Origin of the sequence: Erwinia sp. V90_4, assembly GCF_029967685.1 — a bacterium.
Taxonomy (GTDB): domain Bacteria; phylum Pseudomonadota; class Gammaproteobacteria; order Enterobacterales; family Enterobacteriaceae; genus Erwinia; species Erwinia aphidicola.
The window spans coordinates 355,056-381,211 of record NZ_JASCAQ010000001.1 but is presented as its reverse complement, the minus strand read 5'-3'; the positions used below and the strand labels follow the sequence as shown (position 1 = coordinate 381,211).

Genomic DNA, 26,156 nt, shown 5'->3' with positions numbered 1-26,156 from the left:
CTAACCTTGTGCCTTGCGAAGTCCTCGCTTTATTTTAACCAGATTAGAGTACAGTTCGGGCTGTCTTAACAATAGCCAGTTGCCCGTACAGCCCGGTTTCAGACTTTTCCCGAGATAATGAATCGAGTTTTTAACGTAGTCCGGCATCCGCTGGCCCGCCGCCAGTGACAGATTTATCATTAACCTGAATGAATGAATTAAATAGAGCCGACGTAATTCTGCGCGCTCGGGTAATCCTTCCGACAGCTTGAGCAGTTTTTCATAGGAACAAATAAATGCATCGTAGCGCTGGCGGAAGAAACTTTCCCCTTTGCTGCTGTTAGTCAGCGAACCGCTACGAATACGCTGTTTGTAATAAAGATTTTTACTAACATACGCGACGCGACAGCGCATAAAGGCTTCCAGCGTAAAGCAGTGGTCTTCATGCAGGCGCTTAATATATTTCATATTAAATCTATCGATGATCTCTTTTTTCAGCACATAGTTCCAGGTCGCTGAAGTGTAGGCTCCGCTGCGCAGCAGCCCGGTAAACACTTCCTGCGGGCGCAGCAGGCCGAACTGGTGGTGCTGAACTTTTGGATAGGTGCGGCCAGAGTCGTCATCTTCAAACATCAGCGAGTTAAAGCAGAACAGTTCCAGCTCGGGGTAGCGTTTAAAGGTTGCGGCGAGCTCGTCATAAAACCCTTCACAAACAACATCATCCGGGTCGCAGCAGAAGATAAACTGCCCTTCAGCCATGGCTATCCCATAGTCGCGTGCATGCCCTAATCCGCCGTTGGCAATCGTCACCACTCGGACGCGGGATTCTGTCGCATAGTGGGCTTCGACGCGCGCCAGGGTGTCGTCGGTTGAACCATCGTTAACGATAATCAGTTCGTTCGGTGCCGGAATTTGTGTCAGTAATGAATCAACGCACTCAACAATATAGTTAGCCACGTTATACGCAGGGATGATCACTGACAGCAATTTTTGAGTCATCACGTAAATCTCTTAAGCTCGAAGTTAATTTAATTAACACCAGATAAAATAAAATATCAACGCCATATTAATTCCTGCGCGGGGTTTCGGATAAAGCCGACATTGCCAAAGAAATCACTTAAGAATCAGATAAGAAACCCTGAAACATCTTCAGTGAAATCATTAGTTGGAAATCAAATAAACAAAGGTTAAACGATGCGGGGATAATTAAATCCAATTATTTAAAACGTAATTTATCGCTAATGATTACATTAAGGTTAACTTAAGAAAAAAATGGACGTGGTTTTTAATATTAACGGTCAATAAACCAAAAGTGCCACCAGGAATATTCTTAGTGTAAATTTATTGCCAACCGTAAGCGTAGGATGAGGATATTCTTATTTCACACGTTAAGTGGCAGAAGGTCAAAACCGAGGTTTCCTATAAAATCTGTAGCTTAGCCTCCTGACTGCTCCCCTCGCCTCCTGACCGTTCTAAATTCATCCTGGTGTAATATTTACACTCTTTTTAGCTTAGAGGGGAGAACGGCAAACCACCGCGGTAACAAACCCGGGCAATTCAGAACCGTTTAAAACAGATAATTCTGATAGATTCGCCACTTTTCAGCCAAAAAAAGCATCAGCCAGCGCGATGTAAATCACACTTTCAGCGTAAAGCGGCGACATCATCAGCCACAAAGTCACACCCGGTTACGGTTTCCCCACGCTGATTCTCATTAGTAAAACCCGATGACGACAACATTTCCTCGCGTTCAGGCGACAAAACTCGCGTCAAAGATAAATTCCTTTAATCAGTGAACTCCGGGTTAACAAATTAATCATCGAGAAATCGCGACCAACTGACGGTCAACCCACTGCAGAGGCGCGTTATTGCCGGTTGATGCTGGCCTGACGTAAAGGCAGCCACTGGCCGACCTTATGGCTTTTCGCGCTGGGATCGGTGGGAAGGTGGCCAGTATGATGGAACAGAAGGTGACCGCTGAAAGAGGGGAAATCAGCGGTCAGATGAGTGTGACGCGAAGTTTAGTGGCTAACGTTGGCATCAGCCGGTGGCGGCGACAGCTTTTGCGGCTGCGCTTCCCGGCTCTTGCGCATCAGGTCTTTATGCAGGCTGACCATATACAGCAGGATCACCACGGAGAACGGTACGCCGCAAATCACCACCGCCGTCTGCATCGCATTGAAGTTCCCGGCATACAGCAGCCCGGCGCAGACCAGAGTGGTCACCGCCGCCCAGAAAATACGTAACCAGGCCGGCGCATCATCGCTGGAGGTTCCACCCTTGCTGGAGAGGTTGGCGATCATCAGCGTGCCGGAATCGACCGGCGTCAGGAACAGCAGGAAGCTGATCACCACGGTAAAGCCAGACACAATGTGCGTGAACGGCAGATTCTCAAACAGTTTGAATATCGACATCGGCGGGTCGGTCAGCGCCACCTTTCCTAAAATCGCATCGCCGTGCTCCAGCACCAGGCTGATGGCGGTATTGCCGAAAATGGAGAGCCACGCCAGGGTAAAACCGAGCGGGATTAGCAGCACACCGAGGATCAGTTCACGAATGGTACGGCCTTTTGAGATACGGGCAATAAACAGCCCGACAAACGGCGCCCATGCCACCCACCACGCCCAGTAAAACAGCGTCCATGCGCCCTGCCACTTCTCCGCCTTACCATACAGGTAAACATCAAAGCTGCGGCTGACAATGGTGGAGAGATAGTCACCCACGTTTTGCAGCATGCCGTTCAGCAGGCTGAGCGTTGGCCCGCTCAGGAAGACAAACAGCAGCAGCAGGCAGAGGAAGCCGACGTTAATATTCGACAGCATGGCGATGCCCTTCTCTACGCCGCTGACCGCTGCAAAGGTTGCCACGATCATCATCACCACGATCAACCCCAGCAGCACACCCGGCGTTTGCGGCACGCCAAACAGATAGTTGAGGCCAGAGTTGACCAGCAGCGCGCCGATCCCGAGATTGGTGACCATCGAAATCACCGTGACCAGGATGCCAAAACTGTCCACCAGATGCCCGGGCCAGCCGTGAGTGCGCTCGCCAAACAGCGGATAGAGTGCAGAGCGCAGCGCCAGCGGCTGACCGCGGCAATAGGCGAAATAGGCCAGCGCCACGCCAATCAGCGCATACAGCGCCCAGCCGTGTAGCCCCCAGTGCAGGAAGGTGATCGCCATCGCCTGTCGCGCCGCTTCCACGGTGCCGCCTGCCCCTTCCGGGGGCTGCAGGAAATGGTCGAGTGGTTCATAAGCGCCGTAGTACACCAGCGCGATACCGATGCCAGAAGAGAACAGCATCGCCACCCATGACGGATAGCTGAACTGCGGGGGTTCCCCCTCTTTACCGAGCCGGATGTTACCGTGGCGTGAACAGGCCAGCCAGAAAACAAACCCCATGCACAGCACCATCAGCAGCATGTAGTACCAGCCAAACACATCGGTTATCCACAGTTGCGCGTGGCTCAGCCACTGCTCGCTGCCTGTCGGGAACAGCACCAGCAGGATGCCGAGAACTAAAATCACCAGCGATGAACTGACAAAAACCGGCCGATTGAGGCTCACCGATTCATCTTGATGCGTATTGCGATTTTCCACTGTCATCCATCATTCCTTGTTCATCTCACAAACCATTTTGCAACATCTCATTATCAATTGAACATCATCTCATTGACATTGGGTGAGCCTATAGTATTTTAATTGAACGTTCAATCAATAATAAAACAGCCGATTCTTTCCCGTAATCTGCATCACAGATTGGGAGCACCGGGCAGCACGTAAGCCCCAACTTAAGGACAAGTCATATGGCTCAACTTCCCATTCAGAAACTGTATATCGATGGCCGCCTGACGGATGCCAGCGGCACAGAGACCTTCGAAACCATCAATCCCGCCACGGGGGAAAGCCTGGCGCAGGTGCAAATTGCCACTGCCGCCGACGTTGAACGTGCGGTGGAGAGCGCCGAACGCGGCCAGCGTATCTGGGCCGCCATGACCGGCACGGAGCGCGGGCGTATTCTGCTCAACGCCGTGGCGCTGCTGCGCGAGCGCAATGCCGAACTTGCTCTGCTTGAGAGCCTGGACACCGGGAAACCGCTGTCGGAGACCACGGCCGTGGATATCGTTACCGGCGCAGACGTGCTGGAGTATTACGCCGGGCTGGCGAGTGCCATTGAAGGCGAGCAGTATCCGCTGCGCAGCGGCAGCTTCTTCTATACCCGCCGCGAACCGCTGGGCGTCACGGCCGGGATCGGCGCGTGGAACTACCCCATTCAGATCGCCCTGTGGAAGTCGGCCCCGGCGCTGGCTGCGGGTAACGCGATGATCTTCAAACCGAGTGAGATCACCCCGCTCAGCGCGCTGAAGCTGGCGGCGATTTACAGCGAAGCGGGCGTGCCGGACGGCGTATTCAACGTGTTGCAGGGTAGCGGCAGCACTGGCCAGGCGCTGACCGTTCATCCGCGCATTGAAAAAATCTCCTTCACCGGCGGCGTGCCGACCGGCAAGAAAGTGATGGCCGCTGCTGCGGAGTCCTCATTGAAAGAGGTCACCATGGAACTGGGCGGTAAATCGCCGCTGATTATCCTCGCCGATGCCGATATCGAACTGGCCGCCGACATCGCGATGATGGCGAACTTCTACAGTTCGGGACAGGTGTGCACCAACGGCACCCGCGTATTTGTCCCGCGCGCGCGCAAAGCGGAGCTGGAAGCGGCACTGCTCGAACGCGTGCAGCGTATTCGCCCGGGTGATCCGCTGGAAATGGACACCAACTTTGGCCCGCTGGCCAGCTTCGCGCATCGTGACAAGGTGCTCGGGTATATCGCTTCCGGCCTGCGTGAAGGCGCGCGCCTGCTGAGCGGCGGCGCGGCGATAACCGGTGGGATGTTCGATGCCGGTGCCTGGGTGCAGCCCACCATCTTCACCGACTGTGAAGACAGCCACACCATCGTGCGCGAAGAGATCTTTGGCCCGGTGATGAGCCTTCTCAGCTATGACAGCGAGCAGGAAGCGATTCAGCGTGCCAACGATACCGTCTATGGCCTGGCCGCTGGGGTGGTCACGCCCGACCTGGCGAAAGCTCACCAGATTATCCACCAGCTGGAGGCGGGGATTTGCTGGATTAACAGCTGGGGAGAATCCCCCGCGCAGATGCCGGTAGGTGGCTACAAGCAGTCTGGCGTTGGTCGTGAGAACGGCTTAACCGCTCTCCACCATTACACCCGCATCAAGTCGGTGCAGGTCTCGATGGAACGTTATCAGTCAATTTTTTAATGAGTAAAGGGAAGTGACCATGAGCAATCGCAGGGAATATGACTACATCATTATTGGCGCAGGTTCTGCCGGCAACGTACTGGCCACCCGCCTGACCGAAGATCCTGAGGTGACGGTGCTGCTGCTGGAAGCTGGCGGCCCCGACTACCGTCAGGATTTCCGCACCCAGATGCCGGCGGCGCTGGCTTACCCGTTACAGGGCCGCCGCTATAACTGGGCGTATCTGACCGACCCGGAACCGCATATGAACAACCGCCGCATGGAGTGCGGGCGCGGCAAAGGGCTGGGCGGCTCATCGCTGATCAACGGCATGTGCTACATCCGCGGCAACGCGATGGATTACGACAACTGGGCGCAGCAGGAGGGGCTGGAGAACTGGCGCTACCTCGACTGCCTTCCCTACTTCAAAATTGCCGAGCGGCGCGATATCGGGGGCAATGATTATCACGGCGATGCCGGGCCGGTCAGCGTTACCACGCCGAAAAGCGATAACAATATTCTGTTCCATGCCATGGTTGAGGCGGGCGTGCAGGCGGGTTATCCGCGCACCGAGGATCTGAACGGCTATCAGCAGGAAGGCTTTGGTCCGATGGACCGCACCGTCACGCCAAAGGGACGACGCGCCAGCACCGCACGCGGCTACCTCGACCAGGCGCGTCCGCGCAGCAATCTGACGATTGAAGTCCATGCGCTGACCGACCGCATTCTGTTCGAGCAGCAGCGCGCCGTCGGGGTGCTGTGGCAGCAGAAAGATCAGCCGCAGCAGGCGTATGCGAAACGCGAAGTGCTGCTGTGCGCCGGGGCGATTGCCTCCCCGCAGATCCTGCAACGCTCCGGTGTCGGCCCCGGCGCACTGCTCTCTTCGCTGGACATCCCGCTGGTGCTTGACCTGCCCGGCGTGGGTGCCAATCTGCAGGACCACCTGGAGATGTATCTGCAGTACGAATGTACGCAGCCGGTTTCACTGTCGCCCGCGCTGAAGCTGCACAACCAGCCGCTGATCGGCGCCGAATGGCTGCTGAACGGCACGGGAATTGGCGCCAGTAACCACTTCGAAGCGGGCGGCTTTATCCGCAGCCACGAAGAGTTTAGCTGGCCAAATATTCAGTACCACTTCCTGCCGGTGGCGGTGAACTATAACGGTTCAAACCCGATCCGCACCCACAGCTTCCAGGCACACGTTGGCTCAATGCGCTCCCCGAGCCGTGGCCGCGTGCAGGTGGTATCGAAGGATCCAAAAGCGCATCCGAGCATTCTGTTCAATTATATGTCGCACGAACAGGACTGGCGCGAGTTCCGGGCGGGGATCCGCATCACGCGCGAGATTATGCAGCAGCGCGCGCTGGATCCATTCCGTGGCAAAGAGATCTCCCCGGGCGCAGAGTGCGTCAGCGATGCGCAGCTGGATGACTTCGTGCGCCATCATGCCGAAACCGCCTACCACCCTTCCTGCTCGAACGCGATGGGCTATCACAATATGGCGGTGGTGGGTAACGATGGCAAAGTTCACGGCATTGAGGGGCTACGCGTGGTGGATGCATCGATTATGCCGCAGATCACCACCGGCAACCTGAATGCGCCAACGATTATGATTGCCGAGAAGATGGCCGATATGATCCGCGGCCGTGCCCCGCTGCCAGCGGTGGAGGTGCCGTACTATCAGGCCAACGGCGCACCGGTTCGCCAGCCTCGTTAAACACTGAGGGCGAGATTTCTCTCGCCCTTTTCTTTAGTCAGGCAGCACCGTCGCCGACAGGTGCGGCTGATTGCGCAGCCTATTAATTACCAGCCAGCACAACGCGGTAAATACCCAGCCGATCAGCCACGAAATATCATTGCCGTCAAACCAGCTCACTAACGCCCCCTGATAAAAGCCATTGGCGACAAACGGCAGCTGCACCAGCACGCCCAGCGCATAGGTAAAAATGCCTGTCCAGTTCCAGCGCCCATAGCGGCCATCCGGATCGCTCAGCGCCGGAATATCTATCTGCCCACGGGTAATAAAGTAGTAGTCGGTCAGGTTCATTGCGCTCCAGGGTACAAAGAAGGCCAGCAGGAACAGCAGGAACTGGGTGAATGACTTAAGGAAAGAGGGTTCGCTAAGTATGGCAATACCGCAGGAGACCAGCATCATAGCGATGATAAACAGCATGCGCGCCCGCTCGCTAATCGCTGCACTTTTGCGGAAGCCGCAGACGATTGTCGCCAGCGACATAAAGCTGCCGTAGGCATTCAGGGTGGTAAAGGTGATTTTGCCAAAGCAGATGGCGAAATAGAGCACCAGCGCCATCGTGCCGCTCGATCCCAGCCCGACGATATAACCCACCTCATTACCCGAGAAGGCACTGCCCGCCAGCGCTGCGGCAATCACCCCGAGCGTCATTGAAGCCTGGGTGCCAAGCACCGTGCCGCTGAACACCGCCAGAAAGGTGCTGCGCGCCGAAACGCTGCGCGGCAGATAGCGCGAGTAGTCGGAAACATAGGGGCAAAAGGCGATCTGCCACGATGAGGAGAGCGACACCGCCAACAGGAACATCGGCAGAGAAAAATGGCGGTTCGCCAGCAGGCTGCTGACGTCATTTTCCATAAACAGGCGCAGGAAAAGATAGCAGAATGCCAGGATGCCAACCACGCTGGCGACTTTACCTAAGCCATGGATAAGACGGTAACCCAACGTTGCCACCACCATGATAATCACGGCAAACAGCATCATGCCGCTGCGGTCACCTACGCCGGCAAGATGCGCCAGCGCCTGCCCGGCCAGCACGGTGCCACTGGCGGAAAAGCCCACGTACATCATGCAGACCAGCAGCAGCGGGATCACCGCGCCATAAACGCCAAACTGGGTGCGGCAGGTAATCATCTGCGGCAGCCCAAGGCGTGGCCCCTGCACCGCATGCAGCGCCATCACTGCGGCTCCAATTACCTGTCCTGCCAGCAGCCCCACCAGCGACCAGACGACATCGCCGCCCAGGACTACGGTAAGCGCGCCGGTGATTATCGCGGTAATTTGCAGATTACCGCCGAACCACAGGGTGAACTGGCTGAACACCCGGCCATGGCGCTCGGCGTCGGGAATATAATCAATACTGCGGGTTTCGATAAGACGGCGTGGCTGAGGCTGCGCGCGCGATGATGTGACGGACATATCCAAACTCCTTGCCTGAAGTGATCTCACCACCGCGGGAACGGCGCGGCGACAGCGTCATGTTGAAAAATGGTTGTGCATTCTTGTCTATACAACCTTAAAAACACCGTGCCATATTTGGCTTTAGTCAGCAATCGTCTGGGTCATATTAAAAAGTTATGGGAGCTGGTCTTAAGATATGAACCAGGCCGGGAGATCCGGCCTGGGGGGTGAGCACTCAGAAGAAACCCAGTGGCTGCACGCTGTAGCTGACCAGCAAATTTTTGGTCTGCTGGTAGTGATCGAGCATCATTTTGTGCGTTTCGCGGCCAATACCGGATTTTTTGTAACCGCCAAACGCCGCATGTGCCGGATAGAGGTGGTAACAGTTGGTCCAGACGCGCCCGGCTTTAATAGCCCGTCCCACGCGGTAAGCACGGTTGATATCGCGCGTCCACACGCCGGCACCCAGGCCATAAATGGAATCATTGGCAATGGCAATCGCCTCGGCTTCATCCTTAAAGGTGGTAATGCCGACCACCGGCCCGAAGATCTCCTCCTGGAACACGCGCATGCTATTGGTACCTTTCAGCAGCGTTGGCTGAATGTAGTAACCGCTCGAGAGATCGCCCTCCAGTTTTTCCACCCCGCCGCCGGTGAGAATTTCAGCCCCCTCCTGCTGCGCAATTTCAAGGTATGAAAGGATTTTATCAAACTGCTGCTGCGAAGCCTGCGCGCCCACCATGGTGTCGGTGTCCATCGGGTCGCCGCGCTTAATGGTTTTCACGCGCGCCATCACCGCCGCCATAAATGGCTCGTAGATCGATTCCTGTACCAGCGCACGCGACGGACAGGTACAGACCTCCCCCTGATTCAGGAAGCCCAGCACCACCCCCTCTGCCGCTTTCTCAATAAAGGATGGCTCGGCCTGCATGATATCTTCGAAGAAAATATTGGGCGATTTGCCGCCCAGCTCGACGGTCGATGGGATCAGGTTTTTCGCCGCCAGCTCCAGAATATGTCCACCGGTCGCGGTCGACCCGGTAAAGGCCACTTTGGCGATGCGCGGGTTCGAGGCCAGCGCTTCACCCGCTTCCTTACCGAAACCGTGGATCACGTTCAGTACCCCTTTCGGCAGCAGGTCACTAATCAGCTCCACAAACAGCGTAATCGACAGCGGCGTCTGCTCGGCGGGCTTTAGCAGCACGCAGTTACCGGCGGCCAGCGCAGGCGCCAGCTTCCAGGCTGCCATTAATAGCGGGAAGTTCCAAGGAATAATCTGCGCGACCACGCCTAGCGGTTCATGGAAGTGGTAGGCGGCGGTAAACTCATCGATCTCCGCCGCCGTACCCTCCTGCGCACGCAGGCAGCCAGCGAAGTAGCGGAAGTGATCGACCGCCAGCGGCATATCCGCCGCCATGGTTTCACGCACCGGCTTACCGTTGTCCCAGGTTTCATTGACCGCCAGCGTTTCCAGATGCTGCTCCAGCCGATCGGCAATTTTCAACAGCGTCAGGGAGCGCGCCTGCACCGAGGTTTTCCCCCAGGCTTCCGCAGCGGCGTGGGCGGCATCCAGCGCCTTTTCAACGTCATCTTTATCAGAGCGCGGGAACTTGCCGATAACCGAACCGTTAACCGGCGAGGTATTGGTAAAATAGTTACCGTTGACCGGAGCGACAAACTCGCCGTTGATGTAGTTGCCATACTCCTGCTTCAGGGTAATCAGTGAATCTGTGGTGCCCGGGTATGCATAGCGCATCATCGTACTCCTGTTGAGGTCATCGCCGTGGCGAATAATTAACACTGTGATAACTGAATGTTAACACTTGTCGATATTCGGCAGGATGCCAGATCGTAGAGGCTGAAACTGTGATGAGGACGTCAGTAAAACGGGAATTTCGCGGGGTGATGTGAAGTGGCGCACAGGCGGTTAATGCGCGGAGCTGCCCGCTGCAGGCAGCCCCCCATATCAGGCGCTTTTCGCCTGCTGCGGCTGCGGCTGTTGGAAAAAATCACGCAGCAGCTGGCGCGGCCAGTGCGGTTCGGGCTGTTGCGTCAGCAGCTTCTGCACTTCCCCCGGCGCGAGGCTGTTATGCAGGCAGGCGGCCATAATTTCAGGGGTGAATTCCGGGTGAAACTGCAGCGACAGCGCGCTGGCAGAGTAGCGAATAATCTGGCAGCCATCCTGCGCGGAGGCGGCCAGCACCTGCGCACCCGGCGGCGGCGTCAGCACCGACTGACGGTGTGATAGCCACGCGGTGAAGCGCTCAGGCACAGAGGCCAGCAGCGGATCCTGACGCTGCGCGCGGGTGGTTTGCAGCAGCTTTACGCCGCGCTCCCAGCCGTTAGGATTATCCCCCACCTCGCCACCCAGCGCGTAAGCCATCAGCTGATGACCGTAGCAGACGCCCAGCAGCGGCAGCTTTTCGGCCACCGCATGGCGCACCCAGGCGGCGGTGCGCTCGCTCCACTCTGCGTGGTCAGTGACCATCGCCCACGAACCGCTGAGCACGGCGCAGGCAATCTGCTGCACGTCCGGCAGTGCATCGCCAAGATCGGGGCGCACCACGATATAGTCATCATCGGCCAGCTCCAGCGCCTCAATAAACCACTGCTTCTGCTCCCCAACCTGGCGGCTAACCGCCTGCGGCGGGCTTTCAAGCTGGATAATCGCTAACGGCAATTTCACTGTTATCTCGCTCCTTATCGGCAATGTTATTGGGGCCGAACAGCCCGCAGATCATCATCGCAGTTTGTCACCAGCCTGTCTCATAACATTTTCAGGTAATCTTTAAACAAAGCATCGGCTTAGCCAGAGCGGTATTTCGTCACTTATGCACTACCTGCTGCTGAAAAAATGACGGTCAGCAGCGCCTCATCTGGCGCATTTCGTGCCATGATGAAAGGGACTCAATCACTCAACTAAGGATTTTGTGGTGGCCCTGCGTCATTTTTTTCTGATTCTGATGGTGGTGTCCATCTGGGCATTTAATAACATCGCTATTAAATGGGGGCTGCATGACCTGCCCCCGCTGCTGATGACCACCCTGCGCTTTGTGGTGGTGGCGCTGATCCTGGTGCCGTTTACCCGCGTCTCGCGCCAGCAGCTGCGCTACCTGGTGCCGCTTGCCTTCACGTTTGGCTTTATGCACTTTTCGCTGCTGTTTGTCAGCCTGAACCATACCGATGCCGGTACTGCGGCGGTGATCGTACAGCTCGGCACGCCTATCGCCATGCTGCTGGCGATGCTGATCCTCAAAGAGAAACTGCGCCTGGTGCAGCTGCTGGGCATTACGATTTCACTGAGCGGCGTGGTGGTTCTGGCGGGAAGCCCAACAATCCCTAATTGGTAGGTGCTGGTTCTGCTGCTGCTGAGTGCATTCGGCTGGGCGGTGAGCAATATGATTGTGAAAAAATCACCGCCCATCAGTCCGCTGACCATGACCGGCTGGCTCTCATTTCTGGCCATTCCGATCGTCGCCAGCGCATCCTGGCTGACCGAATCCGACCAGCTTAACCTGCTGCTACACTCTTCATGGCGCGGCTGGTTTGGCATCCTGTTCAGCGCAATCGGCTCCTCGATTGTGGCTTATTCGCTGTGGTACAGCCTGCTGAAAAACTACAACGTTAACCTGATCATGCCCTACTCGCTGCTGACCCCGGTTCTGGCAGTGATTATGGGGGTGGTGGTGTTGGGCGACAGCATGAACAGCTTTAAAGTCACTGGCGGCCTGCTGGTGATTATTGGCACGGCAATCGCGGTGATTAACCTGCGCAACCTGAAAATGCACGCCAGTCTGTCACGTTTTCGCCTTGTGCGCCGCCGTTCGGATCGCCCCTGATTAATTGAAGGAGAGTTGAATGGATAACCGCCTGAGCGCTGCGCTGTGGCAACAGCTGTGGCAGGGACTTCGCAACAGCAGCACGCCGCTGCCCGAGCTGAAAATTAATGGTGAACAGGCGCTGGTTTCTGCTTATCCCGTCAGCGAACTGGCGGCCACCAGCATCGGGCTGGCGGCGCAGGCGACTGCCAGCCTGATCGGTAGCGCGCAACCGGTGGAGCTGGATGCGGCTTTGTGTGCGCGCTGGTTTCAGCACGCGCTGCGCCCGGTTAATCGCCCGCTGCCCTCGCTGTGGGATCCGCTTGCCGGGGATTACGCCACCGCGGATGGCTGGGTGCGTCTGCATACTAATGCGCCGCATCATCGTGCAGCGATGGAACAGGTACTCGGGCAGCAGACTCATCGTCAGCAGCTGGCGGCAGCCGTCGCCCGCTGGCAGAAAGTGGAGCTGGAGCAGGCCGTGGTGGACGCCGGAGGCTGTGCCGCCGCGCTGCGCAGCCACAGCGAGTGGCAGCAGCACCCGCAGGGGCAGAGCGTCAGCCGTGAAGCACTGATTGAGCAAACGCTGCAGGCCTGTGGCCCTGCGCCCACCTGGCGACTGTTTGCGGCACGCCCGCTGCTGGGCGTGCGCGTGCTCGACCTGACGCGTATTATCGCCGGGCCGGTCGCCACGCGTTTTCTGGCCGGGCTGGGCGCTGAGGTGCTGCGCCTCGATCCGCCAGACTGGCAGGAACCTGCGCTGGAGGAGGAAGTTACGCTGGGTAAACGCTGCGCGCGGCTGAATTTGAAATCGGCGGAAGGACGCAAACGGTTTGAGCAGCTGCTCGGCCAGTGTGACGTGCTGGTGCACGGCTATCGCGCCGATGCGCTCAGCAATCTGGGCTATGATGCAGAGGCGCTACAGGCGCTGAAACCGGGGCTGGTCGATGTCAGCCTTAATGCATGGGGATGGACCGGGCCGTGGCGCAACCGCCGCGGCTTTGACAGCCTGGTACAGATGGCCAGCGGAATTGCCGAGCGCGGCCGCCTGTGGCAGCACAGCGATGCGCCAGTCCCGCTGCCGGTGCAGGCGCTGGATCACGCCACGGGTTATATGATGGCGGCAGCGGTACTGGAAGGATTGCGCCAGCGCCTGCTGCACAATACCGGCTTCACTGCTCGCCTGTCGCTGGCGCGCACCGCCTGCCTGCTGACGGACGCCCCCTATCCACAGGAAGCACAGCCCTCAGGTTTGGGCACGCGCCTGCCGCCAGATGAAGATGCCGAAGCGCTGATATCGTCGTTTGGCCTGAGCCAGCGGCTGCGTTCGCCGTTCTGGCTGCCCGGCACGCCGCTAAACTGGTCGCGCGGGCCGTCGAAGTTAGGTTCAGCGGTGGCGGAATGGCAGGATTAATGGTCCGGTGATGAACGGGTCAGGCTTGCCTGACCCCTACGCGATATCGTCTTCCAGCTCGTCGCGCATCGCCTGAATCGCTTCACGGCTGATGACGGCCAGCGTGCGGTAAAAGGCGGTGGTCGCATGGGCTTCTACTTTGCCCAGAAACGCCCCCACCCACGGCAGCAGATACTCATCAAACAGGGTTATCTGTGCAGTGATTTCATCCGCTTCGGACTGATCTTCCAGCCATGATGCCGCCAGCAGCAGTGCGCCAATATGGTCGGCAGGTGCATCGCTAAGCGGCATACCGCGGCTGGTAAGAAAAGCCCGCACGTCCGCTTCCTGCGGGCCATTCTCCCACTGCGAACCGAAAGGCGACACTCGGCATTCGCTGCCGACAAACAGGGCGTTGTAGTCGGTCGCCAGCGTCTGCGGGTCACAGTTCTGCTGCAAACGGGTCAGCAGCTCATCCTGCTCCAGCGGCCAGTGCTGTTGCAGTTTACCTTCACGCAGCATCTGGAACAGCGGCACCAGTAAAGGGTCCTGCGGCTGGCGGTTGTAAAGCGAGCCTAAAATGCGGCAGATGATGGAAAACTCATTCATGTCTTTCAATTCCGTAAGAAGTTATGCGTGACACTGTCACAAATCGGCGAATTCGGCTATTTCCTTACCGGTACGCTGCTGCAGGAAGTCCAGTAGGCGGCGCGGTGTGACATTTAACACGCGATCTTCAGGAAAATCCACCTCGCGCATGATACGCAGACAGTGCTCAAAATTACCGAGGGTAAAGGCGGTGTGAGAATCAGAGCCTAATGCCAGGCGGCCCCCTGCATCGCGCACCGCTTGCGCGACTTTGCGGCAGTTGGGTTCACTGCCCTTGCGCGAGGTGGTAAATGAGGAGTTATTCAGCTCCAGCGCCACATCATACTTCGCCGCAGCTTCAGCGACCGCATGAATATCGATCGGGTAATTTGGGTTGCCGGGATGGCTGATAATATGCACCAGCCCGCTGGCCATCGCGGCGATCATCGCCTGGGTATGGGTCGCTTCATCCTGCGGAGGAAATACCGGCTCGTGGAACCCGGCAACGATAATATCAATCGAACCCAGCATCGGGCCGCTACAGTCGATCTCGCCCTGTACATTTTTGATATTCGCTTCGATGCCGCGCAGCACGCCCACGCCGTCAATCACCCGCGGCCAGACTTTCATATTAACAAAATGCCAGTAGTGCGGTGCATCGGCCATATCCGGGCCGTGATCGGTGATCGCCAGCAGCTTAACGCCGCAGGTCTGCGCCTGTAATACGTAGTCGCGCAGCGTGCTGTAAGCATGGGTGCTGGCAACGGTATGCATGTGAAGGTCAACTGGATACATCTGTTCTCTCCTGATTAGTAACCCCGATCGATATCGACGCGCCCTTCCGGCATTTCACCGCTCTCGCGCCGGGTAATCGAACGCGCAATGTAGTCCATAGCTTCATCTGGCAAGGTTACAGCGGCATTATGCGGAGTGATAGCGATATCCGGGTGCGACCAGAACGCGTGTTCGGCGGGCAGCGGTTCGTGATTAAACACGTCGAGCGCCGCTGCTTTCACTTCGCCCGCTTCCAGCGCGGCCAGCAGATCGGCTTCCACCAGGTGGGCACCGCGCGCGAGGTTAAGCAGGAATGCACCGGGCTTCAGCTGGCTGAGCAGCTGGCGGTTGATAATACCGCGGGTTTGCGGCGTGTTCGGCAGCAGGTTAATTAACACCTGGCTTCCGGCAAGAAACTCGCCAAGCTGCGCTTCACCATGGAAGCTGGTGACGCCGTCAATCTGCTTCGGTGAACGGCTCCAGCAGCTGACCGGGAAATCCCACGCCAGCAGGCTGCTGGCGACGCTGCTGCCCAGCACGCCCGCACCGAGAATACCGATGGTGAAGTCGCGGCGCGCGTAGTTGCGCAGGTGGTGCCACAGGGTTTCGGTTTTCTGTTTCTGATATTCCGGGAAGCGGCGGAACCAGCCGAGGACGTGATAAACCGCATACTCCTGCATCTGGCGGCCCATGCCGGTATCTTCCAGGCGGAACAGCGGCACCCCGGGTGCCAGCATATCCGGATGCTCGCGCAGCTGGCCGAGGATATCATCCACGCCGGCGCCGAGCGCAAAGACGCCCTTCAGCGCCCGCCCTTTTAACATCTCTACCGGCGGCTGGCGTACCAGCGCATAATCGGCCGGCCGATCGTCGCCGGGCTGCCAAAGACGAATACGTGCATGGGGTAAACGCTGCTGTAACCCGCTGATCCAGGTCTCTGCCTTAAAGGATGGGTGATAAAAAAGGATGTCCACGTTTTCTCTCCTGTTTTTTGTTTAGGCTCAGGGAAAACGCGGCGGCTGGCAAGTGAAAATTTGGGGCAGAGAACTGCCCCGAAAAGAATTATGGCCGGTCGACCTGCTGGATCAGTCGGCGCAGCAGCGGGATCAGGCAGATCAGCACTAAACCGACCGCCGCACTGCCCCAGCCGAGCAGGCTGAAGATATGGCTGTAGCCGGGGTTAGTCAGCAGCGGCGTGCTGCCGCTGTTTTCCGGCATCAGCGCGGAAACGTAGCCGGACAGCACCGAAGCGACGCCGGTCACCATCATCCAGCAGCCCATCATCACCCCCTGATAGCGCGCCGGAGCCAGCTTGCCGATCATCGCATAGCCAATTGGCGACAGCAGCAGTTCGGCGATGCTCTGCAATACGTAGCTGATAACAATCCATTTGAACGCCACAATGCCGTCCCCGCCCGCCAGCGCGATACCCAGCGGTAGCACCAGCATACCCAGCCCGATCATAAACAGCGAGGCGGAGAACTGCAGCGGGATATCGATGCGCCAGCCGCGCTCGCGCAGGTTGCGGAACCAGATAGCCAGCAAAGGCCCGCCGAAAACAATCACCAGGGTGTTGATATTCTGCACCCACTGCGGGGCCACCTGAATGCCGTACACGCGGAGGTTAATATTGTGCTCGGTGAACAGCATCAGGCCCATCGGCGCCAGCTGGTACAGCGTCCAGAACACCAGCGCACCCAGCGCGAGGATCAGATAAGCACACATGCGGCGCTGCTCATCACGCGGGCGATGGCGCAGCGTGGTAAAGCACAGCAGCAGGAAGATCGCTGCGCCCAGCGCCAGCACAAACGCCCCGGTAAACCCGGCGTGATTGAGCATCAGGCGGATCAGCGGCACCAGCGCCACCAGAATCACCAGCCCGGCCAGCATGCGCCAGCGGAACTGGCGCGGGTTTGCCTGCAGCAGCGGGGTACTGATATCGGCCAGCACCTTCCAGCGCAGCAGCGAGATAACAATGGCCACTGCGTTACCGATAGTGGCGAACAGGAACAGCGCTTCATAGTGCTCGCTGAGCTGGAAGTAGCCCGCGCCGGTAAAGCCGAGGAAGAATCCGAGGTTCATCCCGGCGTAGTTCCACAGGAAGGCGCTCTCACGGCGGTTATCTTCCGGGGCAAAGCGCTGGGTCAGCATCATATTAATGCAGGTAACATTGAGGCCGCTGCCGGTCAGGAACATCGCCAGCCCCCAGTAAAGGCCTTCCGCGCTCTGGCCGGAGAGCGTCCAGCAGCCAGCAACCTGCAGCACCATTCCCAGCACGAAAAGATTACGGTTGCTGAGGAAGCGACCGCCAAGGTAGCCACCGAACAGGTGCAGACCGTAGTTAAAGGCGCCGAACACGCCCATCATGGTGTTGGCCTGCCCTTCGCTGAAGCCGAGTTTTTTGGTGGCGTACAGCACCAGGCTGGAGTAAAGCACCGCGAAGCCCATGGTGGCAAAAATTTGAATAAAGAACAGCGCGCCGGTTCCCCCCGGCACCTGCTGTTGGGGGATACGGTTGGTGTGGTCCACAACTAACCTCTGTTTTTCCTGCCAAAATAAGTCGGTTATTATGCACCTTTTGCGCCTGGCGATGCGCGCCGATTTGGCTTTAGCGGCCTAATCTGAACCTGGCTGGCGTTTAAACCAGCAAAGTGCGTTAAAACTGACTAAACGCACTCAAAATAGTCGAAAGGCAGTTGACCGCAACCGCACTTTTCCCTACATTAGCGCCCGTCAGCAACCTGGTTGCGGCAACAATATGGTGAGGTGTCCGAGTGGCTGAAGGAGCACGCCTGGAAAGTGTGTATACGGCAACGTATCGAGGGTTCGAACCCCTCTCTCACCACCATATTTAAAGAGAAATGCCTGAGCGAAAGTTCAGGCATTTTTTTTGCATTTTGCGTAGGGGTCGGGCATGCCCGACCCGCATTAACGGAGGGCGAGGCATGCCCCGCCCCTACACCTGCGCGACCAACGGGATGCTATTTAATATCCAGCGCCGCTTTAAAGGTATAGGGCGAGCGCCAGGGATGGCGCGAGTGATCCCCCTCTTTCACCACCATATTTAAAGAGAAAGTCTGAACTCACGTTCAGACTTTTTTTTTGCATTTTGCGTAGGGGTCGGGCATGCCCGACCCGCATTAACGGAGGGCGAGGCATGCCCCGCCCCTACACCTGCGCGACCAACGGGATGCTATTTAATATCCAGCGCCGCTTTAAAGGTATAGGGCGAGCGCCAGGGATGGCGCGAGTGATCCCCCTCTTTCACCACCATATTTAAAGAGAAAGTCTGAACTCACGTTCAGACTTTTTTTTTGCATTTGCGGGGCGACCAGAAAAGCGGTCGCCCCCTACATCTTCCTGTGTGCTGTAGGGGCCGATCCTTTTTTTCGATCGGCCCGTAAAATGCGTGATTATTTAATATCCAGCGCCGCTTTAATGGTATAGAACAGATCGGTCTGATCGGTCAGGCCGACGACATTGGCCGCGTGCGGGCCAAAGGCAGCGATGCGCAGCTGGGTGCCGGTGTGGCCCTGCGAATCCTCTTCTGAATTACCGTAGCTGATGGTCATCGGGCTGCCATCTTTGGTGATCAGCGTCTGCGTCAGGCCCGGGGCTTTGCTGTCGTTGGCGATAATCTGGCTGGAGTGCGCATGATCGGCAGTGACAATCACCAGGGTATTGCCCTCTTTACGCGCAAACTCCAGCGCCTTCTGCACCGCTTCGTCCAGATCGACGGTTTCACCAATCTGCCCGCACGGATTAGCCGCGTGATCCTGCTTATCAATAGAAGCGCCTTCCACCTGCAGGAAGAAACCTTCCGGTTTACTGCTCAGCAGCGTAATAGCCTTATCGGTCATCTGCGCCAGCGTCGGCGTCGATGCCGGGCGCTCCGCGTTTACTTCACAGGTAATCGGTTTGCCATCAAGATTACCGTGGTAAGTGGCCTTGGGGCCTTTCCAGCGCACCGGCATATTCCCGGCAGCGAACAGCCCCAGCACCGGCTGCGCGTCGCTGGCAGAGGTAAGCGCATTCATGCCGTCGAGATCGTTCACCAGCTGATAGCCGCGTAGCTTCGCCTGCTCTTCCAGCGTTTTGCCCTGCCACTCGCCGGCTTTGGCCGTTTCACTGAAGGTCTTCCCGCCGCCGCCAAAGGTGACGTCGGCGCGCGCATTTAGCAACTGCTCAGCAATCGAGCCTTTACCGCCCTGCTCCAGCGCATTGCTGGCGCACAGCTCGCTGGTTTTGACCGGGCCGTAGCACTTACGCGAGGTGACGTGGGCAATCTGCGCCGCCGGGGTGGCATCTTCCAGCTCTGCGGTTGAAACATTGCCGGTCGCTTTACCGGCGGCTTTCGCCAACTCCAGCAGCGAGGGATGATCTTTACCCGTTACATCAACGCCAATTGCGCCGTTATAGGACTTCACGCCGGTTGCCCAGGCGGTGGCAGATGCTGCTGAATCGGTCACATAGTCAGGCTTGTGGGTTTTCTTATCCAGCGCATAGTGGGTGTACTGTCCGGTGAGGGGCAGCGCATCAATCCCTTCAAAGAAACCGCCCGCCCCTTGCGCATAGTTTCGCGCCGCCGTAATTTCGGAGTCGCCCATGCCGTCGCCGATCAGCAGAATAACGTTTTTCGCCGTGCTGTTGCTCAACGACGCTTTAATCGCCTCGGTCTGGTCACCGCTCAGGCGACGTGCTCCGCCCGGCTGAGTAATATCACCCTGCGCGGCCCGCTGGTAAGTGGCGATATCGGCGACGGCAGAGGAGCAGATAAGTGAGGTCAGCAGGGAAAGTGCGAAAGCTTTATGTTTCATTAAACGGCGATCTCCATGAATAAATTTTGCTAAAGATTTCAGGGAGTCAGTCTGCGATACAACTATTTCAGCTTTGCGACTTATTTGTGACAGATTAATGTCAATTTACCTTATGGCTGGCCGAGCGCTTCACAGGGTTTAGCTGCTGATATCAGCCCGGCTTAAAGCCCGGCCTGCCGTTCTAACGGCATAAAAGGCGAGCTTCGCCGTTTATGGCGAATTGCGCACTGGCTGCACCAGATTATCCGTGGTTGCTCAGCACTTAAGCGAATAGAAGCACAGGGAAAAATACTGCTTGACCCATTACCCGCGACTGCCTATAGTAGCGCCCCGTTACCCCCTGCGGGTAGCGGCAGTAAAATATGGTGAGGTGTCCGAGTGGCTGAAGGAGCACGCCTGGAAAGTGTGTATACGGCAACGTATCGAGGGTTCGAACCCCTCTCTCACCACCATATTCAAAGAGAAATGCCTGAGCGAAAGTTCAGGCATTTTTTTTGCATTTTGCGTAGGGGTCGGGCATGCCCGACCCGCATTCGCGGAGGGCGAGGCGTGCCTCGCCCCTACACATGCGCGGCCAACGGGATATTATTTAATATCCAGCGCCGCTTTAAAGGTATAGTCCCCCTCTCTCACCACCCTATTCAAAGAGAAATGCCTGAGCGAAAGTTCAGGCATTTTTTTTGCGTTTTGCGTAGGGGTCGGGCATGCCCGACCCGCATTCGCGGAGGGCGAGGCATGCCCCGCCCCTACACATGCGCGACCAACGGGATGTTGTTTAATATCCAGCGCCGCTTTAAAAGTTTTGCGGGGCGACCAGAAAAGCGGTCGCCCCCTACAGCAAAAAATGTGATCTGCCGCACAAAATGCGTAGCCGTTACCCCTGGATCTTCACTACCTTCACACTCTACATATTCAGAACACCAGGTATCACATGAACGAAATCACTCAACTGCTGAAAAGCCACCGCAGCGATCGCAGCTATCTTGACACCCCCATTGCCGACACGATTATTGATGACATTGTCGAAACGGCCTGGCGTGCGCCAACTTCGGTAAATTCCCAACAGGTATCGCTGGTGGTGGTGCGAGATGCTGCCACCCGCGCAAAAATCGCGGAAATTGCCGGTGGACAGCCGTGGATCGCGAAAGCCCCGGTGTTTATCACCTTTGTGCTGGATATGCACAAAAGCCAGCTGGCAATTGAGGCGGAAGGCAAACAGCAGATCGCGCATGAGAGCCTGGAAAGCCTGATCTCCGGTGCGACCGATATCGGAATCGCGCTGGCGACCGTGATGACCGCTGCCCGCTCTCACGGGCTGGGCGTGGTGCCAATTGGCGGGATCCGCCGCGAGCCGCAGGCGATGATTGAGCTGCTTAACCTGCCTGAGCTGACCTTCCCGGTAGCGGGGGTGGTGCTGGGGTATGTTGATCAACCTTCCGTTCAGAAACCACGTATGTCGCTGGCGGGCTTCCGCCACGAGGAGCGCTATAACAGCGCGATGCTGCCTGAGGTGATCAAAGCGTATAACGAGGTGCTGGTCGCGCACTGGCAGCAGACCGGGCGAACCGATGGCGATAACTGGGGTAACAACACCGCCAGCTATTACGACCATATTTATTTCCCGCAGGTGCAGCCAGCCGTGCTGAAACAGGGCTTCGGCACTGACGAGTAGCCATAAAAAAGCCCGGCCAACTGGCCGGGCTTTCATCAGGGCTTAAGCGATTAACCGTAAGCCAGCAGCGTGCGCTGACAGAGCTGAGAACGCACGCAGTCCTCTTTTCCGAAACGGACCACGCTCACCATCTCGTCGTCCTGGAAGCGCGACAGCGCGTCGGCCAGGCCGGACTGAACATGGGACGGTAAATCACACTGGGTGATATCGCCGTTAACAATGACGGTCACGTTTTCCCCAAGGCGCGTCAGGAACATCTTCATTTGGGCGGCGGTGACGTTCTGCGCCTCATCCAGAATCACCACGGCGTTTTCAAACGTGCGGCCTCGCATATAGGCAAACGGCGCAATTTCCACTTTGCCAATTTCGGGACGCAGGCAGTACTGCATAAAGGAAGAGCCAAGACGTTTAACCAGAACGTCATATACCGGCCGGAAATACGGGGCGAATTTTTCTGAGATATCCCCTGGAAGGAATCCCAAATCCTCATCCGCCTGAAGTACCGGGCGAGTCACTATAATCCTGTCAACATCCTTATGAATCAGGGCCTCGGCCGCTTTTGCGGCGCTGATCCAGGTTTTACCACAACCTGCTTCGCCCGTAGCGAAGATCAGTTGCTTGGTTTCTATGGCGTTGAGATAGTGCGCCTGAGCTTCATTTCTGGCTTCAATCGGTGAATGGTCGCGGCTATCGCGTGCCATGCCAATCGAATCCAGCCCACCCATCTGCACCAGCGAGGTGACCGATTCTTCTTCACGCTGACGGTGACTGCGTGAATCGCTACGAAGCACACGTTTTGCTTCACGACGAGCTTTGATCACTGCTTTCTGTCTTCCCATAGTGGCACCTTACAGTTGGTTTCATTTCCCGCATCCCTATTATCGATGCGATTACGTGAACGCTTTAGAGGTCATGGCTTCCTTTTAAGCCTGGTCTAGCCGTTGGTAAAAATGCATAGCGATACGCTTGCAGGCTATGCACCAAAAAAGGTTTAAAGGAGTGTTGGAACAGCAGTTGGATTGTAAAAGAAGAGAAAGCTACCGAGGAAATGAGCTCCTCGCGAATCAAGGCGATGTATGACTTTTTCACTTGTGGTCCGTTAAAGGACTTCAGCATTCGCTATCTCCGTAGTGGGAAACTATATGCGAAAATCAACAGCAATTTCATATTCAGCAGTTTACCAAAAAAATGCAACACTTTTTTTACGAGTATAATGACACTTTCGATAATACTTTATTAATCATCAGGTTATAAATATCACTTTATTAACAATGGCGTCAGTAAAAACAGCGACTGGGTGTTTTATAATCAGTTAAGATTGTCTGATGTCATTTTGAGGGAGCGTAAGTTAAAAGGAAAATTAGCGGATTTAAGTCAAATCCGCTAATTAGGTCAGGCTTCCAGCAATCCCTGTGCCAGATAGTGTTGTGCATCAGGTACGCCCGGTAGGACAAAGAAATAGCCCCCGCCGATCGGTTTTATATACTCTTCCAGCGCTTCGCCATTTAATCGTTTCTGCACGGTTAAAAATCCTTTTTCCAGATCGTGCTGATAACAAACAAATAGCAGCCCCATTTCCAGCTGGCCGGAACGGGAAACGCCCAGCGAATAGCTGTAACCACGGCGCAGCATCAGGTTGTTTTGCGTTTCCGGCGTGCGCGGGTTAGCCAGGCGAATATGCGCATCCAGCGGGATAATGTCGCCATCCGGATCCTGGCTGTAGTCCGGCACATCATGCTCGTTGTGCATACCCAGCGGTGCGCCGCTGTGCTTTTCACGGCCGAAGATGGTCTGCTGTTCACGCAGCGGCGTGCGGTCCCAGAACTCCACGCGGAACTGAATAATGCGTGCCGCCTGATAACTGCCGCCCAGCGTCCATGCCGGTTCACCCTGCCCTTTGCCCACCCACAGAATCGAATTCATCAGGCTGGTATCTGCCGTATCAGGGTTCGCCGTGCCATCCTTAAAGCCCAGCAGGTTAATCGGCGTCTCTTTACCTTTGCTGCGCGCGGCGTGGTCGGAGATAAACCCCTCGCGCCGCCAGCGTACGCTGAGCAAGTCCGGGGTGTACTTGATGATATCGCGCAGCGCGTGGATCACCGTGTCATTGGTATTGGCGCAGATTTGTAATAGCAGGTCGCCGTGACACAGGCTGGCATCCAGCGCGTCGTTGGGGAACCGGGTCATACGCTGCAGCTTAAGCGGAGTCAGCGCCTGCAGCCCAAAGCGCTCATCGAACAGCGAATGCCCCACGGAAACGGTAATCGTCAGGTTATCCGGGTAGATCTCCTCACCGAGAATGCCGGAGTCCATCGGCGGCAGCTGCGGGTTGGTCACCCGCGGCGCTTTCCCGCCGTGGGTGAGAAACGCGATGCGCGCCGTCAGCAGCTTGAACAGCTGCTGCAGGCTCGTCTTATCCGTCGCCAGCACGTCGAAGGCCACCAGCATCATCGACGCCTGCTGCGGGGTGACGATCCCGGCCTGATGCCTGCCGTAAAACGGCTGGCTTTCCTGACGGGCATTTGGCGATAACGCCCCCGGTGAGAAAGAGTCCCCTTCAGCGGCGGCATGAACCGGGCAACCGCCCGCCACGGCCAGGGCACCGCTGAGGATGCCCATTCCTTTCAGTAAACGACGGCGTGACGTCAGCGCCACGTCGTCAACGGATTTTGCCATTTCTGATTAGTCCAGGCCAAGCGTGCCACGTAGCAGAGAAAGGTCTTCGGCCAGCGCCGTGATAGGGCCTTTCAGTGCGGTACGGTCCGCATCGGTCAGTTTGTCGTAGGATTCATAGCCGTCTTTGGTACGGTACCTGGCGAGAATGGTGTCCACCTTGTTAAAGTTACCGTCCACCTTCGCCAGCAGCTGCGGGTTCTGTTTCTGCACCAGCGGGCGCAGCAGGTTAACAATTTTCTGCGCGCCATCAACATTGGCCTGGAAATCCCACAGGTCGGTACGGCTGTAGCGGTCTTCTTCACCCGAAATCTTGCTGGAGGCGACTTCCTCAATCAGACCGGCAGCCCCGCCCACCACTTTACCCGGCGGGAAGGCCAGTTCGTTGATGCGGGTCTGCAGATCCAGCACATTTGTGTACAGCTGGTCGGCAAATTTATCCATCCCTTTGGTGGTATTATCAGCAAATAACACTTTCTCCAGGCGGTGGAAACCGGTGAAATTCGGGTCCTCCGCTTTCTTCTCGAAGTCATCTTCACGGGCGTCAATGGCACCGTCGAGGTCGGAGAACAGCTCGGCGATCGGCTCGATGCGCTCGTAGTGCTGGCGGGTTGGCGCAAACAGGGCTTTGGCTTTTTCCAGATCTCCGGCTTTCACCGCATCGGTAAAGGCTTTGGTACTGGCAACCAGCTGCTCGACTTCTTTGGTCACGTACACTTTGTACTCGGCAATCGGTCCGACCAGCTGCAGCACGTCCGGCTTGCCATCATTGGCTTTGCTGCCGCTGGCTTTGACAATCAGCTTACCTTTCGGGTTGCTCAGCAGGCCACAGGTAATATCGTACTCCCCGGCTTCCAGGTTGGCGGTCAGCTTCTGGGTAAAGGACGGCGCGATGTTTTCACGCTCTTCCACCACCATCACCCCTTTCAGGATCTCCCACTCCAGCGCTTTCTGGCTGTCGTTCTTAATGATGAACTGGGTTTTACCCGCGTCCACCGTCAGCGTCATCGGGGTACACTGCTTGTCGTTTACGCTGACCTTAACCTGGGGAATATCTGCCGCCAGCACCGCGCCGGAGGTCGTTATAGCAGCCAGCAGCGCGGCGTTCAGCGCATGACGGCGAAAATGCATGGTCATAGAGGTAATCCCTGTCAAAGTATTATCATCGGCGGGCCAGGCCCGTCCGGCGGAATCAGCGCACGCCAGGCGCTGTGGAGGTTGCAACACGTCCCGGCATAACAAACAGCAGCAGAGCCGGAATAAGGTAGATAAACCACATCGCCACTTCGCTGACGCTCGGCGCTTCCTGGTAGCCCAGCAGGCCTTCCAGCAGAGTGCCAAACACGCTGTGCGTCGTGAGGGTGTGACTGAAATCAAATGCCACGTCCTGGAAGTGATTCCACAAACCGGCTTCATGAAAGGCGCGGATCGCCCCCGCCGCCAGGCCAGCCGCGACGAAAATGATAAACAGGCTGGTCCATTTGAAGAAACTGCCCAGGTTGAGGCGTACGCCGCCCCAGTAGATCAGCATGCCGAGCACCACGGCGGTGCCGAGGCCAAGCATCGCGCCGAGCGGGGGCGCGTAGCCCACGTCCTGCTGAAAAGCCGCCAGCAGGAAGAATACCGACTCCAGCCCTTCACGCGCCACGGCAAGAAAGACCATAAACACCAATGCCCAGCCGCTGCTATTGCCCTTCTGCAGGGCGCTGTCGACGGCGTCTTCCAGCTGTGCCTTCACGTTGCGTGACACTTTACGCATCCAGAACACCATCCAGGTGAGCACCACCACCGCGACCACGGCAACGATACCCTCAAACAGCTCCTGCTGTTTCTGCGGAAATTCACCGGTGGTTTCATTGATAAACCAGCCAAGGGCAAGGCAGAGCGCAGCAGCGGCAAACACCCCAATCCACATTGCGGGGAACCACTGGCTGCGCTGAGTACGCTTAAGGTAGCTGGCGATCAGGCTGACAATCAGCGCCGCCTCCAGCCCTTCGCGTAACATGATGAGAAACGGGACAAACATGCCATAACCCT

Annotated in this window: 19 protein-coding genes, 2 tRNA genes and 1 pseudogene; 7 read left to right on the top strand and 15 right to left on the bottom strand. The window is 57.1% G+C overall.

Annotation, left to right across the window (positions count from 1 at the left end; translation table 11 throughout):
• A complete protein-coding gene (locus QLG07_RS01790) occupies nucleotides 1-978 on the bottom strand; it encodes a glycosyltransferase family 2 protein (protein ID WP_282468315.1) in 978 nt (325 codons plus the stop codon).
• Between the two features lie 1,022 nt (nucleotides 979-2,000).
• Entirely contained in the window at nucleotides 2,001-3,584 is a 1,584-nt protein-coding gene (locus tag QLG07_RS01785; protein WP_282468314.1) for a BCCT family transporter, read from the bottom strand.
• A gap of 200 nt (nucleotides 3,585-3,784) precedes the next feature.
• Between QLG07_RS01785 and betB the strand changes: the two genes are divergently transcribed.
• The gene (gene betB, locus QLG07_RS01780) at nucleotides 3,785-5,254 is read left to right on the top strand and encodes a betaine-aldehyde dehydrogenase (RefSeq protein WP_282468313.1); all 1,470 of its coding nucleotides are present in this window, start codon (nucleotides 3,785-3,787) and stop codon (nucleotides 5,252-5,254) included.
• A 19-nt stretch (nucleotides 5,255-5,273) separates the two neighbouring features.
• Nucleotides 5,274-6,950 carry a choline dehydrogenase gene (gene betA / locus QLG07_RS01775; protein WP_282468312.1) on the top strand — a complete coding sequence of 559 codons (1,677 nt, stop codon included), beginning with the start codon at nucleotides 5,274-5,276 and terminating at the stop codon, nucleotides 6,948-6,950.
• 33 nt (nucleotides 6,951-6,983) lie between these two features.
• Here the strand turns inward: betA and QLG07_RS01770 are convergent, their stop codons facing one another.
• The 3 genes from QLG07_RS01770 to QLG07_RS01760 all read right to left on the bottom strand — a co-directional run bounded on the left by QLG07_RS01770 (nucleotide 6,984) and on the right by QLG07_RS01760 (nucleotide 11,076).
• Nucleotides 6,984-8,408 carry a cytosine permease gene (locus tag QLG07_RS01770; protein ID WP_282468311.1) on the bottom strand — a complete coding sequence of 475 codons (1,425 nt, stop codon included), beginning with the start codon at nucleotides 8,406-8,408 and terminating at the stop codon, nucleotides 6,984-6,986.
• 211 nt (nucleotides 8,409-8,619) lie between these two features.
• Nucleotides 8,620-10,140: an aldehyde dehydrogenase family protein gene (locus QLG07_RS01765; protein ID WP_282468334.1), complete on the bottom strand. Its 1,521-nt coding sequence runs from the start codon at nucleotides 10,138-10,140 to the stop codon at nucleotides 8,620-8,622.
• 210 nt (nucleotides 10,141-10,350) lie between these two features.
• A complete protein-coding gene (locus tag QLG07_RS01760; RefSeq protein WP_282468333.1) occupies nucleotides 10,351-11,076 on the bottom strand; it encodes a glutamine amidotransferase in 726 nt (241 codons plus the stop codon).
• 241 nt (nucleotides 11,077-11,317) lie between these two features.
• Between QLG07_RS01760 and QLG07_RS01755 the strand changes: the two are divergent.
• Together QLG07_RS01755 and QLG07_RS01750 are read left to right on the top strand one after the other, a co-directional pair.
• Nucleotides 11,318-12,223 (top strand): annotated as a pseudogene (locus tag QLG07_RS01755) (EamA family transporter).
• A gap of 19 nt (nucleotides 12,224-12,242) precedes the next feature.
• A complete protein-coding gene (locus tag QLG07_RS01750) occupies nucleotides 12,243-13,616 on the top strand; it encodes a CoA transferase (protein ID WP_282468310.1) in 1,374 nt (457 codons plus the stop codon).
• Between the two features lie 36 nt (nucleotides 13,617-13,652).
• Here the strand turns inward: QLG07_RS01750 and QLG07_RS01745 are convergent, their stop codons facing one another.
• From QLG07_RS01745 to QLG07_RS01730, 4 genes are all read right to left on the bottom strand, one after another.
• On the bottom strand, nucleotides 13,653-14,204 hold the full coding sequence (locus QLG07_RS01745; RefSeq protein WP_253539070.1) for a molecular chaperone: 552 nt from the start codon (nucleotides 14,202-14,204) through the stop codon (nucleotides 13,653-13,655).
• 36 nt (nucleotides 14,205-14,240) lie between these two features.
• Nucleotides 14,241-14,978 carry a phosphatase gene (locus QLG07_RS01740; RefSeq protein WP_282468309.1) on the bottom strand — a complete coding sequence of 246 codons (738 nt, stop codon included), beginning with the start codon at nucleotides 14,976-14,978 and terminating at the stop codon, nucleotides 14,241-14,243.
• A 14-nt stretch (nucleotides 14,979-14,992) separates the two neighbouring features.
• Nucleotides 14,993-15,931: a glyoxylate/hydroxypyruvate reductase GhrA gene (ghrA, locus tag QLG07_RS01735; RefSeq protein ID WP_048915752.1), complete on the bottom strand. Its 939-nt coding sequence runs from the start codon at nucleotides 15,929-15,931 to the stop codon at nucleotides 14,993-14,995.
• An 88-nt stretch (nucleotides 15,932-16,019) separates the two neighbouring features.
• Nucleotides 16,020-17,486, bottom strand: a complete 1,467-nt coding sequence (locus QLG07_RS01730; RefSeq protein WP_253539066.1) for an oligopeptide:H+ symporter — start codon at nucleotides 17,484-17,486, stop codon at nucleotides 16,020-16,022.
• 231 nt (nucleotides 17,487-17,717) lie between these two features.
• Here QLG07_RS01730 and QLG07_RS01725 point away from each other — a divergent pair.
• Nucleotides 17,718-17,805, top strand: a tRNA-Ser gene (locus QLG07_RS01725).
• Between the two features lie 565 nt (nucleotides 17,806-18,370).
• Here the strand turns inward: QLG07_RS01725 and phoA are convergent.
• Nucleotides 18,371-19,774, bottom strand: a complete 1,404-nt coding sequence (gene phoA / locus QLG07_RS01720; protein ID WP_282468308.1) for an alkaline phosphatase — start codon at nucleotides 19,772-19,774, stop codon at nucleotides 18,371-18,373.
• 364 nt (nucleotides 19,775-20,138) lie between these two features.
• Between phoA and QLG07_RS01715 the strand changes: the two genes are divergently transcribed.
• Nucleotides 20,139-20,226, top strand: a tRNA-Ser gene (locus QLG07_RS01715).
• Between the two features lie 479 nt (nucleotides 20,227-20,705).
• Nucleotides 20,706-21,446: an NADPH-dependent oxidoreductase gene (locus QLG07_RS01710; RefSeq protein ID WP_282468307.1), complete on the top strand. Its 741-nt coding sequence runs from the start codon at nucleotides 20,706-20,708 to the stop codon at nucleotides 21,444-21,446.
• A 50-nt stretch (nucleotides 21,447-21,496) separates the two neighbouring features.
• Here QLG07_RS01710 and phoH read toward each other — a convergent pair whose 3' ends face one another.
• The 5 genes from phoH to efeU all read right to left on the bottom strand — a co-directional run bounded on the left by phoH (nucleotide 21,497) and on the right by efeU (nucleotide 26,145).
• Nucleotides 21,497-22,285: a phosphate starvation-inducible protein PhoH gene (gene phoH / locus QLG07_RS01705; RefSeq protein ID WP_048915749.1), complete on the bottom strand. Its 789-nt coding sequence runs from the start codon at nucleotides 22,283-22,285 to the stop codon at nucleotides 21,497-21,499.
• A 64-nt stretch (nucleotides 22,286-22,349) separates the two neighbouring features.
• Nucleotides 22,350-22,562 carry a hypothetical protein gene (locus QLG07_RS01700; protein ID WP_048915748.1) on the bottom strand — a complete coding sequence of 71 codons (213 nt, stop codon included), beginning with the start codon at nucleotides 22,560-22,562 and terminating at the stop codon, nucleotides 22,350-22,352.
• A gap of 276 nt (nucleotides 22,563-22,838) precedes the next feature.
• Nucleotides 22,839-24,122 (bottom strand): iron uptake transporter deferrochelatase/peroxidase subunit, encoded by a 1,284-nt coding sequence (gene efeB, locus QLG07_RS01695; RefSeq protein ID WP_282468306.1) that lies wholly within the window; start codon nucleotides 24,120-24,122, stop codon nucleotides 22,839-22,841.
• 6 nt (nucleotides 24,123-24,128) lie between these two features.
• A complete protein-coding gene (gene efeO / locus QLG07_RS01690; protein WP_282468305.1) occupies nucleotides 24,129-25,256 on the bottom strand; it encodes an iron uptake system protein EfeO in 1,128 nt (375 codons plus the stop codon).
• A gap of 55 nt (nucleotides 25,257-25,311) precedes the next feature.
• Complete coding sequence (gene efeU, locus QLG07_RS01685; RefSeq protein ID WP_282468304.1) at nucleotides 25,312-26,145, bottom strand: iron uptake transporter permease EfeU; 834 nt, start codon at nucleotides 26,143-26,145, stop codon at nucleotides 25,312-25,314.
• Between the last annotated feature and the right edge of the window lie 11 nt (nucleotides 26,146-26,156).